Here is a 13,819-nt window from a genome sequence, read left to right as displayed (position 1 = left end):
CCGGGCGGCGGAGTCCCGCCCGCGTCTCCCGGCGCGGGCCGGCCTTCGGTGCGGGGTCCCCAAGGCGTGCCGGTGGACGGCAAGGGAGCCCCCGCACCGCCTGTGACCTGCGGTTCGGCATTCTCTAGACTTCGGGTGACCGTGCTCCGGGGGTGCCGGGGGACACGGGGGACGAGGAGTGAGAGTGACCGACGACCATGGAGGGTTCGGGGCCGCGCTGCGCGAGCTGCGGATCGCCGCTTCGCTGACCCTGGAAGGGCTGGCCGAGGCGTCAGGGGTCAGCGTGCGGGGCATCGGGGACCTGGAGCGTGGACGGCGTGCCGCGCCGCAGCGACGGACGGTGGCGGCGCTCGCGGACGGCCTGGGGCTGGGCGGGACGGACCGCGAACGGCTGCTGGCGACCGCCCGCGCGGGACGCAGCACCGGATACAGCCCGGCCGGGGTACAGGCCTTCCCGCGTGGGATCGACGACTTCGTGGGCCGGGCACAGGAGCTGGACGTGCTCCGCGCGCTGGCGGACTCGGCCACCGCCAGGAGCAGCGACCGGGCCGGGGACGGCGCGCAGCGGCCGGCCGCGCCGCCGATGACCGTGGCGGTCTCCGGGCCGCCCGGCACCGGCAAGACCACACTGGCGTTGCACGCGGCCCGGGAACTGGCCGGCCGGTTCCCGGACGGGCAGCTCGTGGTGGACCTCCGCGGCATGGACGACGAGCCGCCGCGGCCGGCCGAGCTGATGCTCACCGTGCTCAAGGCGCTCCAGGTGTCCGACCGCGAACTGGCGAAGGCCGGTCCGCAGAACCAACCCGGTCTGTACCGGCGGCTGCTGGCCGAGCGGCGCTGCCTGCTGGTGCTGGACAACGCGCGCGACGAGAGTCAGGTCCGCCCGCTGCTGCCGGGCAGCGGCGCGGGGATGGTCGTGGTGACGAGCCGGCGCATGCTCACGGGCCTGGAGAGCGTGCACCGGCTGCCGCTGGGCGAACTGACCCCGGCGGAGGCCGCCGGCTTCCTTGCCGGGCTGGTGGGCCGGGACCGGGCGGCGGCCGACCCCGGGCCCCTCGCCGATGTCGCCCGGCTCTGCGGGCACCTGCCCCTGGCGCTGCGGGTGGCGGGCAACTGGCTCGCCACCCGCACCGGCTGGTCGGTGCGTCGGCTCGCCGACCGCCTCGCGTTGGAGGACCGCCGGCTGGACGCCTTGACGGCCGGGGACCTGCGCGTGTCCGCCGCCTTCTACCTCTCCTACCGCCAGCTGACGCCGGCGGCGGCCGGGATGTTCCGGCGGCTCGCCCTGGTGCCGGGCCCGGACGCCGGAGCCGCGGCCGCCGCGCAGCTCACAGGACAGGAACTCTTCGACGCGGAGGACACGCTGGAGGAGCTGGTCGAGGCGGGGCTGCTGGGCGCCGACGGCGACCGGTACCGGCTGCACGACCTGCTGCGCCTGTACGCACGGACCCGGCTGTCGGCGGAGGAGAGCGCCGACGAGTCGGCCCGCGCGGCAGCCGCGCTGGACGACTGGCTGCTGCGGACGGCGGTCGTGGCGGGCCGCTGGTTCGAGCCCGACCACGGGGCTCCTCCGGCCGGCTGGCAGAGCGAGGTCGACCTGTCGTCGGCCGACCGGGCACGCGGATGGCTGAAGGCCGAGGGGCTCAACTGGCTGGCGGCGCTGCGCACGGCCGCGGCGCAGGGCCGGCACGCCACGGTGGTGGAGGTGGCGGAGGCGCTGCACTGGTTCTCCGACCAGTGGATTTCCTGGGGGCACTGGACGGAGGTCTTCGCCACCGCCGCAGCCGGCGCCCGGGCGATGGAGGATCCGCGGCTGGAAGCCACGCAGATCAACTACCACGCCTGGGCGTTGATCGTCTGCGAGGGGCGTTTCCACGACGCGGTCACCCGCGCCGGCCAGGCCCTGGCAGCGGCGCGACGGGCGGGCGACCCGTCGCAGGAGGCATGGGCTCACCAGTACCGCGCCTGGGCCCACCGCAAGATCGGCGACCACGCGTCGTCCGGCGACGACATCGGCCGGGCCGCCCGGCTCTTCGACGCCGCGGGTGACGTGCACGGCAGCCTCCAGTGCATGCACGGCCATGCCCTCAGCCTGATGGCAAGGGGCCTGCTCGAGGAGGCGCTGACGGCGTACCGGCGTACGTACGCCTTCCTGGAGGAGGCGGGTGCCCGCGTGGAGCCGCACATCGCCGACATCACCCGGCTCGAACTGCACTCCAACATGGGGATGGCGTATGCCCGGCTGCGGCGCTGGGAGGAGGCCCTGGACCAGTTGTGGACGGCGCTGCGGGTCTGCCGCGAGACGGACAACACCTCCCTGGAGAGCCGCAGGATGATCGACCTGGGCGGGGTCCTGCTCGACGCCGGACGCCCGGAGGAGGCCCGCGAGGTCTACTCCCGTCTGCTCGCCCTCGGTCCGGACGCCGACCGCCGCACCAAGGCCGAGGCCCGCGCCCGGCTGGAGGAGCTGGGCGTCGCCTGAGCTCTGCCCGGCGCCCTCCGTGGCGGCCGACTGCCGCGCCCCGCCTCCGTCCACGGCATGCGCACGGAGGCGGGATCTGTTCCGCGCGCATGGTCACCGCTCTCCCGGCGCGCGGGAGGGGGCGGCCGGGCGTGTACTGCCGGGAACGAGTCCTCGCGGGCCGAGCCGCTTCACCACGAGCGCCTGATGCGTACGCCCGAGGGCCCCGACGCCCCCTGTCGCCCGGCCGGCCCGGTGCGTCCCGCGCCACCCCGTCCGCGCGTTTCTGCCTGTCTTCTGCCTGGAGCGGGGGATTCGCCCCTGATTGGCTGGACGCGGCGGAGAACAGGGGCCGCGACGATGCCGCCCCTGGTACCGGCCGGGGCGGGTTCCCGGCGGGTCGTCCGCGCAGGAACGTGGTGTCCGCCCTCGTCAGGTGCGGGTGGTCCCGCCCGCGTGAGCCGCGGGCCGGACGACGGGCCCCGGACGGGTTCTCCGCCTCCACAGTGCGACGGAGAGGGGAACCAGGTGAACCTGGTGACGGCGAGAGGTGCGGGCGCCGAGGGGGACGGCACGGCGAGCGGGAGCGGCGCCCTGGGCCGGGCGCTGGTGCCGATGTCGGTCACCCCGCACGGCGGGGAACCGTTCGACATGCGGGTCACCGGTGGGTCGCTCGGGCATCTGCGGGTGACCACCGTCGAGGCCGGCCCGCTGCGGGCCTCCCGCACGGCGCGCCACATCGCGCTCCCGGCCGGTCAGCGGCCGCCCGGCGGTGACTTCGTGGCGTTGGGCGTCCAGACGTCGGGGTCGGTGACCCTGGTCCAGGACGGCCGGCGGTCCGTGGCGGGCGCGGGCGACCTCGTCGTGTACGACACCGCTCGGCCGTTCTCGCTGGACTATCCGGAGCGCTTCTCGACCCATGTCGTGCACGTGCCGCACCGCACCCTCCCGTTGCCGGACGGGGACGCGCGGCTGGTCACCGGCACGGTGACCGGGTTCGGCGCCGTGCTGACACCGTTCCTCACGGCGTCCGCCGGAGCCGGGCAGGCGGTCGCGGGCCGGCTGGGCGCGGGCGTCGTCGACCTTCTGGTGACCCTGGTGGCCGAGCGCACCCGGCTCGCGGAGTCGGACCGGGAGGGTGCGCCCGGCCCCCTGGTGACGCGGGTGCGCGACCACATCGACCGGCATCTCGCGGACCCGGGGCTCTCGCCGGAGGCGGTGGCCCGGGCCCATCACATCTCGGTGCGTTACCTGCACCGGCTCTTCGAGGACGAGGACATCACCGTGCGCAAGCTGATCCAGCGGCGCCGGCTGGAGGAGTGCGCGCGGGTGCTGGCGCGCGGCGGGAGACCAGCGCCCACCGTGGCCTCGGTCGCACAGCGCTGGGGGTTCGTCAATCCCGCCCACTTCAGCCGTGCTTTCCGCGACACCTTCGGGGTCTCCCCGCGTGAGTGGCGCGGTCTGCGGGGCGCGGGCCCCGGTGCGGGCGGTGGCAGCACGGAGCCTGCCGTGTCAGCGGGCCGCCCGGAGCCGGCAGCCGTCGACGGGGCCCGCTGAGCGGTGCGACAACCCGGTGCACGGGGAGCGCAGAAGCGGTGCGTGGTGGGACAAGTCGCCCCGGCCTGCCGCTCGTACGGTGGGGCCGGGACCGAGCGGGCCGACCGCACCGACCCCCGCAGTTCCGAAGGAACAGCCGACGGAACAGCCACCCCCCGACAACATTCAGGAGACGCACATGCCCGACGCCGTGGAACCCGTGGCGCCCGTACTGGAGCCGGCCGCCGCCGCCTTCGCCGAGGCCACCGCCAACCCCCCGTACCTCTTCGACCTGGCGCCCGCCGAGGGCCGCAAGGCCGTGGACGAGGTGCAGTCGGGCGACATCGAGAAGCCCGCGGTGGACGAGGAGTGGATCACCGTCCCCGGCGGACCCACGGGCAGCGTCCGGGCGCGGATCGTGCGGCCGGCCGGAGCCACGGGCCGGCTGCCGGTCATCTTCTACATCCACGGCGCCGGCTGGGTGTTCGGCAACGCCCACACCCACGACCGGCTGGTGCGCGAACTCGCCGTCGGAGCGAACGCAGCCGTGGTCTTCCCGGAGTACGCCCTCTCTCCCGAGGCCCGCTATCCGGTGGCCATCGAGCAGAACTACACGGTCGCCCGGTGGGTCGTCGAGCAGGGCGCCTCGAAGGACCTGGACGCCGGCCGACTGGCCGTCGTGGGCGACTCGGTCGGCGGCAACATGGCTGCCGCGCTCACCCTGATGGCCAAGGAGCGGGGCGATGTCCCGCTGGTCCAGCAGGTGTTGTTCTACCCGGTCACCGACGCATCCTTCGACACCGGTTCGTACCACCAGTTCGCCACCGGCTACTTCCTGCGCCGCGACGGGATGCAGTGGTTCTGGGACCAGTACACGACCGACGAGAGCGAGCGCGCGCAGATCACCGCGTCGCCGCTGCGGGCGACCACCGAGCAGCTCACCGGCCTGCCGCCGGCGCTGGTCATCACCGGCGAGGCGGACGTGCTGCGCGACGAGGGCGAGGCGTACGCCGCCAAGCTGCGCGCCGCGGGCGTCCCGGTCACCGCCGTGCGTGTCCAGGGCGTCATCCACGACTTCGTGATGCTGAACGCCCTGCGCGAGACCTATGGCGCCCAGGCGGCGATCGACCTGGCCGTCAGTACCCTGCGCACCGCTCTCGCCGCACGCTGACCCGGCCGGATCCCCCGCTTTCACCGAGGAGAAGAACACACATGACCACTCAGCCGTCCCCGACGGTCGTCCTCGTCCACGGAGCCTTCGCCGACGCCGGCAGTTGGTCCGGGGTCGTCACGGAGCTGCAGAACCACGGGGTGCCCGTGGTCGCGCCGCCGAATCCGCTGCGCGGACTGGCGGCGGACTCCGCCTACATCGCCTCCGTGGTCTCCCGGATCGACGGTCCCGTCGTGCTGGTGGGCCACTCCTACGGCGGCGCGCTGATCACCGTGGCGGGCACCGCGGAGAACGTGGTCGGTCTCGTCTACGTGGCGGCGTACGTGCTCGAGGAGGGCGAGAGCCTGGGCGAGCTGCAGGGCCGGTTCCCGCTCACGCCGCTGGTGAGCAATCTGAGCGAGGGCGCGTATCCGGTACCGGGTTCGGAGCCGGCGGTGGAGGTCACCATCAACGCCGAGGCGTTCCCGGAGATCTTCGCCGCGGACGTCCCGGAAGCCGTCACCAAGGTCCTCGCCGTCTCCCAGCGCCCGCTCTCGGCAGGCGCCTTCACCGAGACGGCGTCGGCCGCCGCGTGGAGGACCAAGCCGTCCTGGGCCCTGGTGGCCGGCGCGGACAAGGCCATCAACCCCGAGGTCGAGCGCTTCGGCGCCGAACGGGCCGGAGCGACCGTCGTCGAGCTTGAGGGCGCCTCGCACGCCGTCGCGGTGTCGCAGCCCAAGGCCGTCGCACAGCTGGTCCTCGACGCGGTCCGCGCGACGGGCTGACCCTCCGGCCGTGTCCTGCCGGGCCGCCGACGATCCGGCCGCCCGGCACCCGAAGCCGTGCGCACGCACCCGATCCGGGTCCGTGCGCACGGCTTCGGCATGCCCGGAAACGGCGGCGCCGCGGTGTGCGCGGACGGTCATCTCGGCGTGCGCTGCCGGTCAACGAGGGACGTACGCGAGCACCTAGCGTCGGCCGGGTACGTACATCACCACGCCCCGCAGGAGGCGCACCATGACCACCACCCCCCACTCTCCCGCCGTCGGCGGCAGTCAGCCCCTGTTGCATCAGAAGGGGGAGGTGGTCCAGGAGTTCGGGACGGTCAAGCAGTTCCCGATCGGCCTGTCGTACGAGGCGCGCATGTACTCCTGCCAGCGCCTCAACCAGCTTCTGGCGGACACTCAGATCCTCTACGGCCTGTACAAGAAGCACCACTGGCTGATGCGCGGCGCGACCTTCTACCAGCTCCACCTGGTGCTGGACAAGCACGCGGGGGAGCAGCTGGACATCGTGGACGCACTGGCGGAGCGCGTGCAGACGCTCGGCGGGGTGGCGGTGGGCGATCCGCGGCACGTCGCGGAGATCACCTCGGTCCCGCGGCCACCGGACGGCGTGGAGGAGGTTCCCGCCATGCTGTCGCGGCTGCTGGAGGCCCACGAGACGATTCTGGCGGCGGCGCACGACGCTGCCGCGCGGGCGGCCGGACTCGGCGACGACGGCACCAACGACCTGCTGGTCTCGCAGGTGATCAGGACCGGAGAGCTCCAGGCGTGGTTCGTCGCCGAGCACCTGGTCGACACCCCGCTGGTCCGCGCCTGACCCGCGCGCCGGGGTCCCGCCCCGGAGGCTGAGCCCTGGGGCCTCTCGTTTGGATCTTGGCGGGCTCGCGTGCCCTGGCACGCACTCCCCCACACTCCGTCCGGGGGTACCCCCACGCCGCGTTGTCGTCGGTCTTCCCCGAGCTCTCGGCTTCGCTCGAGCAGGGGAGACCCCAACCGCTCCGCGTCGACTCCCTCCTGCGCCTTGCGATCGCACGCACCAGACCCCGCTCCCTGATCCGCCCTGATCCAAACGAAAGGCCCTGGCCGTTCCCGTCGCGCGAAAGCGCGTACGGGCCGGCGGGCGGCGGGTGGTTCCGGTCGCCCGCCCGCCCGTACGGCGTGGCCCCGCGCCCGGCCGCCTCAGCCGTCGCTACCGCTACGAACGACCTCCTCGCACCTCCTCGGCCTTCCTCCTTCTCGCATCCGGCCTCTGCTGCTGCGGACGACTCGTCCGGCTCACGCCATGGGAACGTTCCGTGGGCCGGCCGACCCCTATGGAGCCGGCCGGCCAGTGCGGCATCGATCTCAGGCCCGCACGGGATCTGCTCGACGACCGCTCATGCACCGTTTCTGCCCTCCCCAAACCGCGCGGGCGCCGGCAGCGCCGCGCCTGCACCATCCTGCGGGCGGCCCTGCAGCCTCGTGCCAGCCGACGGCCTTCCCCCCGGCCGGTGGCCCCGCCATCGTTGACGTCACAGACGGATCGCCGCCCGGCCGGGCCCCTCGGGGTCCGGGGGGCCGCGCTGCCGTACGGACCTGTGGCGGCAGCCTCCGGGTGCCGTCCAGGCTGACAGGAGGAGGGAACATGCAGCAGGTCAGAACGCCGGGCTGGGCCGCGGTCGGTCCGCTCGACGAGAGAACCGAGGGGCAGGCCTTCGGCGGTGCGGCGCCGATCGCCGCCACCCAGGTGATCGTGACGGTCGCCGCCGCCGTGGTCATCGCCTACGCGGCCGGAGCCATCATCGGCAGCACCACCGAACCCTCGCTGTGACCGGCGCCCGGTGGGCGACGGCCTCCGTCTGCCCCGCCACCGCGGTCACGACGCGTGCCCTGTCCGAGAGCGACGCCGGGTACACCGGTCCGGCCGCGAGCCCGATCGCCTCGGTGCAGATCGTCGTGGCGGAGTTCGTCGTCGGTCCGGCGATCGACGGCACCGGCGGCACCCACGAGCCGCAGCTCTGAACAACCCCGCAACACCGCCCCACACACCTTCACACCCTAGGAGGAAGTCCATGAACGCTGCCGTTTTCCAGGCCGTCCCGGCCGCAGCACGCCCCCTGACCGAGAAGGACCCCGGTCACACCGCCACGGGCACGGCCCCCGTCGCGGCCACGCCCGTGATCGTGGTGACCGCGTTCGCCGCCGGCGTCGCGGCCGGTGTGGCGCTCTGCGACGCGATCGGCGACACGTCGCCCGTCGAGCAGTGATCGAGACCCCCACTCGGACAGGAATACGGACAAGGAGAGCCAGATGAATGACGTTTCCTTCCTGACAAGACCCGGTGCCCTCACCGACATCAAGGTCGACGACCCGCAGGGGCGGGTCATCATCACCCAAACACCTGTCATGGCCACGCCAGCCGTGGTGGCCGGCGTGATCATCGGCGCGGCCCTGGTGAACGCGTTCGTGGCCGGGCGGGACGGTGGGCCCCTCGAGCCCCCCATCGACGTCTCCGTCCCCTCCTGACACAGACGTTCGGTCCCGGCCGGAGCGGCGTGCCGCTCCGGCCGGGACCGGACGGGGACGGCCGGACACCGGCCTCCCGCACCGGAGCGCATCCGTATCCGGCAGTCCGCACGCCGAACGCCCCGCCGGTCCTGCCCGACTTCCGTCCAGGAGTACCTTTCATGCTCGCTCGCTTCGCCAAGCTCAGAGCCTCCGGGCCCACCGCTCGCGCGGCGCTCTCGGCTCTCACCGGTCCCCTGCCCGTCTCCCGCAGCCAGGCCATCGGCGCCTCCGAACGGATCGCGGCGGTCACCTCCCTGCTGTCCAGCCTCGAGCACCTCACCACCCCGGACCGGAAACGGCCGGGCGGACTGAACGACTGGGCGCTCGCCCGGTACGGGGTCGCCCACTACGGCAGACCGCTGCGCAAGCTGCTCGACTTTGTCGCCGACGAGCGGACCAGCCGGACGCTGCACGCCGCCCGGGTGGCCGCGAGCGCCGCTCTCCTGCTGCCGGGCGACAGCCGGACGCGCGGAGCGGCCAACCTCTTCCTCGGTCTCAGCGGTGCCCTGCTCTATCCCACCCACCGTTACGGCACGGACGGCTCCGACCAGGCGTCCAACCTGGTGCAGACCGCGACCGGCCTGGCCCGGCTCGCCCCCTCGCCCGCCGCCCAGGACGCGCTGGTGTGGTACGTGGCGCTCCAGTCCAACCTGTCGTACGTCGTCTCCGGCTGGATCAAGCTGCTCGGGAAGGACTGGCGCAACGGCTCCGCCCTGACGGGTGTCATGCGCACCAGGACCTACGGGCACGAGAAGGTGTGGCGGCTGACCCGCCGTCACCCCCGGTCCGCACGGGCCCTGGCGCACGGTGTGCTGGCCATGGAATGCCTGTTCCCGGTGCTGTACCTCAAGGGCGGTCTGCTGACCCGCCCGGTGATCGCGGGCGTCGCCGCCTTCCACGTCGCCAACGGCTCCGTCATGGGACTGGGCAGGTTCATCCCGGCCTTCACCGCGATGCATCCGATGGTCGCGTACACCAGCACGCCCCGCAGCCACCCCGCCGTCGCCGGACGGGACGACCGGATGCCGGCGGCCGCGGCACTGCTCATGGCCGGCGCCGCGGCAGCGGCGGGCGCGGTGGCGGTGCACCGCAGACTGCGAGCCACCGATCACGTGTTCGGCTCCACGGTCACCACCCGCCACGGCAACGAGCTGGCCCACGACGGCACGGTCAGCCGGACGGGCGAGGGCCCGGTGGCCGTCCTCGTGCACGGACTCGGCGCCCTGCCCGCCCACTTCAGCTGGTACGCCAGGGCACTCAACGCCGACGGACGCCAGTGGCTGGCCTACAGCCGGGCGGGCTACGGGGCGAGCAGACGGCACGCCCCGACGCCGTACCACCTGGGTGAATCGGTGGACGACCTGGTCGACCTGATCGAGGCAGCCGTCCCGGAGGGACGCCAGGTCTCGCTGGTCGGGCACTCCCTGGGCGGAGAGCTCGCCAGACGGGCGGCCGTCCGGCTCGGCGAGCGGGTGCACTCCGTCGTCTACGTGGACAGCTCCCACCCCCAGCAGCTCGACCGGTCCGGCCAGCAGGGCGCGAACGCCCGGCACGTCGAGGAGATGATCCGTTCCACGTCCGTCAGCTTGCGGATGGGCCTCGGCGCCCTCATGCAGACTCCCGGCTGGATCCGGAACCTGCCGGCCCCGGTGCGCGGCAGGGCGATGGCCGAGTACACCGACCACCGCGTGTGGACCGCCGCACTGCGGGAATGGCGGGCCGCGGAAAGGGACTTCCGGTCCTTCGAGGGCCCCCTGCCACGGCTGGACGCCCACGCGCTGGTGCTGTCCGCCCAGCACACCGTCGACCGCGACCCCGACCACCTGCTCCTGCACAAGGACCTCGCCGACGCGCACCTGGCCGGCCGGACCGTCCGCAGCACCGTCGTCGAGGCCGCCGACCACGACGGCATCCTGACCGACCCGCAGCTCGCCGGCGAGGCCGCCCGCCGTCTCGTGGCCTTCCTCGGCGACACCACGGCCGTGCCGCCCGCCGCCGAGGGACAGCCCTCCGCCACGGCCGGCCAGGAGGGAGCCCGATGACCGGCACCGCTTCCGCCGCCTCGGCTGGCCGGCTGCTCGCCCGCCACTTCGGCGGCGCTGACGGCAACGTACGGCTGCTCGCCGGCCTGCTGCTGCTGGGCACCCTCTGTACCCAGCACCCCCAGCCGACGTTCAGCAGGCTCGCCCGGCTCGACGTCTTCTCCACGCTCTTCCCGAACTGGCGCTTCTTCGCACCGACTCCGGCCCAGCACGACCTGCAGTTCTACTGCCGCACCCTCGACGAGGCCGGAGAGACCTCCGACTGGGCGCCCGTGGAGGTCATCGCGGGGCGCAGGGCCCACCAGATCGTCTGGTTCCCCGAGCGCCGGGCCGAGAAGGCCGTCTTCGACCTGGGCACCGAGGTGATGCGTCACCTCGACAAGGGGTTCACCACGGCCCGCGCCCTGCCCGGATACCGCATCCTGAGCGCCTATTTCCGGGCCGGCATCGAACGTTCGGGCGCCACCGGCATCAAGGGTTTCCAGTTCACGCTGGTCCGTAACGCCGGCTACGACGACTCCGAGGAGCCGGAGATCATCTTCGTCTCTCCCTACACCCCCATGAGCAACCCGTCCGCTCCGGCGGCAGAAAGCGAGCAGGCATGAGCACCGCGACCGCACCGTCGGACACCGCCGCCCCCGCGATCGTGGACATCGGCTACGGCAGGGTCTTCGCCGACTTCTACGACCGGCTCTTCCCCCAGGACGGCTCGGCCGACCGCACGGCCGCGACGCTGGCCGACTGGCATCCTGGCGGGTCCGCCCTCGAACTCGGCGTGGGCACAGGCCGTATCGCCGTACCGCTCGCGCGTCTCACCGGCGACGTCGTCGGAGTGGACTCGTCCCCGGAGATGCTCGAACAGCTGCGGATCGCCGTCGAGGCGTCCGGGGCCGCCGTCACCCCCGTGCACGGCGACATCCGCACCTACGACGACGGCGAGCAGCACGGACTCGTCTACTGCGTCTGCGGCACGATGTCGCTGGTCCTCGACCCGGAGGGCCAGCGCGCCGCCGTCGCCGGGGCCGCACGACGCCTCACCCCCGGGGGAACCCTCGTGGTGGAGACCCACAACCCGGGCTTCGTCCACACCCTGCACGAGGGACTCAGCCGCACCTCGTTCTTCGCGCCCTACCCCGCACCCGGGACCGGGCTCCAGACCTACTCCACGCTCCTCGCCGAACAGGGGTTCTGGCACACCTCGCACCTGCTGCACGAGCCCGGGGGCACCCGGATAGGAACCGAGATCACGCGCCTCACCACCCCGGAGGACATCGAGGCCTACGCGGCCGAAGCCGGACTCGAACGGGTCAGCCTCCACGGCGACTGGTCGGGCGGGCCGTTCATCGCCGCCCAGAGCCCCGTCCACATCAGCCGGTTCGTCCGCGCCGACCGTACGGAGCAGTCATGACCGGCACCACGGCCGCGCCGCGTGGCCTCGTCGCGGAGCTGACCCGTGCCCAGACCCGGCTCCTGACGGGCGGGGTGCTGCTCGGGATCCTCGGCGTGGCCTCCACCCTCGTGCAGCCGAAACTCGTCGCGCACCTCATCGAGGCGGTCGGCCGGCACGAGCCGGTCGCGCTCCTCATCACCCTGCTGGCCGTCCTGTTCGTGGCGGACGCCGCGCTCTCCGCGACCCAGGGATGTCTCATCGGCCGGGCCGGCGAGAACATCGTCCGCGACGCCCGGGTCCTCCTCTCGGGCAGGGTGCTGCGCGCCGAACTCTCCTATCTCAACACCCAGCGGCAGGGCGACGTCCACACCCGGCTGGTGGGCGACACCGCGCTGATGAAGATCGCGCTCACCCAGAGCCTCGCGCAGATCCTCCTCAACGGGCTCATCGTGGTCGGCGGCGTGGTGATGATGGCCCTGATCGACGTCTGGCTGCTCCTGGTGACCATCGGCTGCCTCGGTGTCGCCAGCGTCGCCTCCATCGGCGTCGCCCGCGGGCTGCGCCGGGCGGCCCTGGTCAACCGCGCGGACACCGGCGAGTTCGGCGCGGACCTCCAGCGGGTGCTCGCCGCCCTGCCCACCGTGAAGGCCGCGGGCGCCGAGGGCCGCGAGGAGGACCGGCTCGCGGCGCGCGCGGACAAGGTCCGCCGGTCCGGAAACCGGGTCACCGTGCTCAACGCCCTGTTCTCGCCGGTCCTGAACGTCGGCCTCCAGGCCTCGCTGGCCGCCGTGATGGGCATCGGCATGGCCAGGGTGGCGACCGGCTCCCTGAGCGTCGCCGACTTCACGGCCTTCACGATGTACCTCTTCTACCTCGTCTCCCCGCTGGTCCTCGTGTTCCTCTCGCTCGGCACCTACCAGCAGGGCCGGGCCGCCGTGCAGCGCGTGGACGAACTGGCCGGCATCCCGCAGGAGCACACCGCCGCTCCCGCGGCGGACCCAGGCCCCGGGACCGACGCCGCGCCGGGGCAGGCGCGGGACACCGCGCCGCCCGCTCCGGAGGGCGGGCACCCGGCCGTCGAATTCCGCGACGTCCGCTTCGGCTACGGCGACCGGCCCGTCCTGGACGCGGTCTCCTTCACCGTCCCCCCGCGCGGGCTCACCGCACTGGTCGGTGTCTCCGGCGCCGGCAAGACCACGGTCTTCCAGCTCATCGAGCGGTTCTACCGCCCCGGGCGCGGAGCCGTGCTCCTGGACGGCAGGGACATCGCGCACCTGACACCCGCCGAGATCCGCGGCGGTGTCGGCTACGTCCAGCAGGACAGCGCCGCGATGCGCGGCACCCTCCGGGAGAACATCGTCTACGCCGCACCCGACGCCACCGAGGCCGACATCGAGGAGGCGGTCGAACTCGCCGGGCTCACCGACGTGGTCGCCGCCCTGCCCGAGGGCCTGGACACACATCTCGGCGACCAGGGCACGGGACTCTCCGGCGGCCAGCGGCAGCGGCTCTGCGTGGCCCGGGCGCTGCTGCAGAAGCCCGCCGTGATCCTCCTCGACGAGGCAACCGCCCACCTCGACTCGGAGGCGGAGGCGGCCCTGCGCGACAGCCTCAGGCGCATCGCCCGCCGCTGTGCGGTCGTCGCCATCGCGCACCGCATCTCCACCGTGGTCGAGGCCGACCGCATCGTGGTCCTCGACGAGGGCCGGGTGCGCGCCGTCGGCACCCACCCGCAGCTCATCCGGGACGACGCGCTCTACGGCCGGCTGGCCGCCGCGCAGTTCGCGGACGGAGCCCGTGCCGAGGCCGCGGCCGAGGCGGCCACCGGCGTGCGGTCCGGGCAGCCCTCCGCGGGAGTGGCCGGATGACCCCCGCACCCGCCCGCCCCGTGCCGTCGGGGGCCCTGCA

General features: G+C 73.6%; 13 protein-coding genes. All 13 read left to right on the top strand.

Translation table 11 applies throughout. The features are described 5' to 3' along the window. Positions 1–184: 184 nt before the first annotated feature. The 13 genes from AMK10_RS23870 to AMK10_RS23810 all read left to right on the top strand — a co-directional run bounded on the left by AMK10_RS23870 (position 185) and on the right by AMK10_RS23810 (position 13,779). A complete protein-coding gene (locus tag AMK10_RS23870; RefSeq protein ID WP_073749940.1) occupies positions 185–2,482 on the top strand; it encodes an ATP-binding protein in 2,298 nt (765 codons plus the stop codon). Positions 2,483–2,998: 516 nt separating this feature from the next. Next, complete coding sequence (locus AMK10_RS23865; protein WP_241839648.1) at positions 2,999–4,018, top strand: helix-turn-helix domain-containing protein; 1,020 nt, start codon at positions 2,999–3,001, stop codon at positions 4,016–4,018. A gap of 178 nt (positions 4,019–4,196) precedes the next feature. Next, complete coding sequence (locus AMK10_RS23860; protein ID WP_073749939.1) at positions 4,197–5,168, top strand: alpha/beta hydrolase; 972 nt, start codon at positions 4,197–4,199, stop codon at positions 5,166–5,168. Between the two features lie 41 nt (positions 5,169–5,209). Further along, a complete protein-coding gene (locus tag AMK10_RS23855) occupies positions 5,210–5,932 on the top strand; it encodes an alpha/beta fold hydrolase (protein ID WP_073749938.1) in 723 nt (240 codons plus the stop codon). A gap of 232 nt (positions 5,933–6,164) precedes the next feature. After that, complete coding sequence (locus AMK10_RS23850) at positions 6,165–6,749, top strand: Dps family protein (protein ID WP_073749937.1); 585 nt, start codon at positions 6,165–6,167, stop codon at positions 6,747–6,749. A gap of 807 nt (positions 6,750–7,556) precedes the next feature. Next, entirely contained in the window at positions 7,557–7,742 is a 186-nt protein-coding gene (locus AMK10_RS23845; RefSeq protein ID WP_073749936.1) for a hypothetical protein, read from the top strand. Continuing rightward, entirely contained in the window at positions 7,739–7,933 is a 195-nt protein-coding gene (locus tag AMK10_RS23840; RefSeq protein WP_073749935.1) for a hypothetical protein, read from the top strand. Before AMK10_RS23845 ends, AMK10_RS23840 begins: the two co-directional genes overlap by 4 nt. Before the next feature lie 50 nt (positions 7,934–7,983). Then, positions 7,984–8,178, top strand: coding sequence for a hypothetical protein (locus tag AMK10_RS23835; RefSeq protein WP_073749934.1), 195 nt, complete (start codon positions 7,984–7,986; stop codon positions 8,176–8,178). A gap of 43 nt (positions 8,179–8,221) precedes the next feature. Further along, positions 8,222–8,437, top strand: coding sequence for a hypothetical protein (locus AMK10_RS23830; RefSeq protein WP_073749933.1), 216 nt, complete (start codon positions 8,222–8,224; stop codon positions 8,435–8,437). A 161-nt stretch (positions 8,438–8,598) separates the two neighbouring features. Further along, on the top strand, positions 8,599–10,521 hold the full coding sequence (locus tag AMK10_RS23825; protein ID WP_241839647.1) for an alpha/beta fold hydrolase: 1,923 nt from the start codon (positions 8,599–8,601) through the stop codon (positions 10,519–10,521). Further along, positions 10,518–11,126 (top strand): hypothetical protein, encoded by a 609-nt coding sequence (locus tag AMK10_RS23820; RefSeq protein ID WP_073749932.1) that lies wholly within the window; start codon positions 10,518–10,520, stop codon positions 11,124–11,126. The genes AMK10_RS23825 and AMK10_RS23820 overlap by 4 nt, the downstream gene beginning before the upstream one ends. Beyond that, the gene (locus AMK10_RS23815) at positions 11,123–11,929 is read left to right on the top strand and encodes a class I SAM-dependent methyltransferase (RefSeq protein ID WP_073749931.1); all 807 of its coding nucleotides are present in this window, start codon (positions 11,123–11,125) and stop codon (positions 11,927–11,929) included. The genes AMK10_RS23820 and AMK10_RS23815 overlap by 4 nt, the downstream gene beginning before the upstream one ends. Beyond that, on the top strand, positions 11,926–13,779 hold the full coding sequence (locus AMK10_RS23810; protein WP_073749930.1) for an ABC transporter ATP-binding protein: 1,854 nt from the start codon (positions 11,926–11,928) through the stop codon (positions 13,777–13,779). The genes AMK10_RS23815 and AMK10_RS23810 overlap by 4 nt, the downstream gene beginning before the upstream one ends. Positions 13,780–13,819: the final 40 nt, after the last annotated feature.

The organism is Streptomyces sp. CB02058, from assembly GCF_001905505.1.
In the GTDB taxonomy this organism is placed as follows: Bacteria; Actinomycetota; Actinomycetes; order Streptomycetales; family Streptomycetaceae; genus Streptomyces.
Note: the sequence above shows the minus strand (reverse complement) of the source record. Positions and strands in the feature narration are given on the sequence as shown.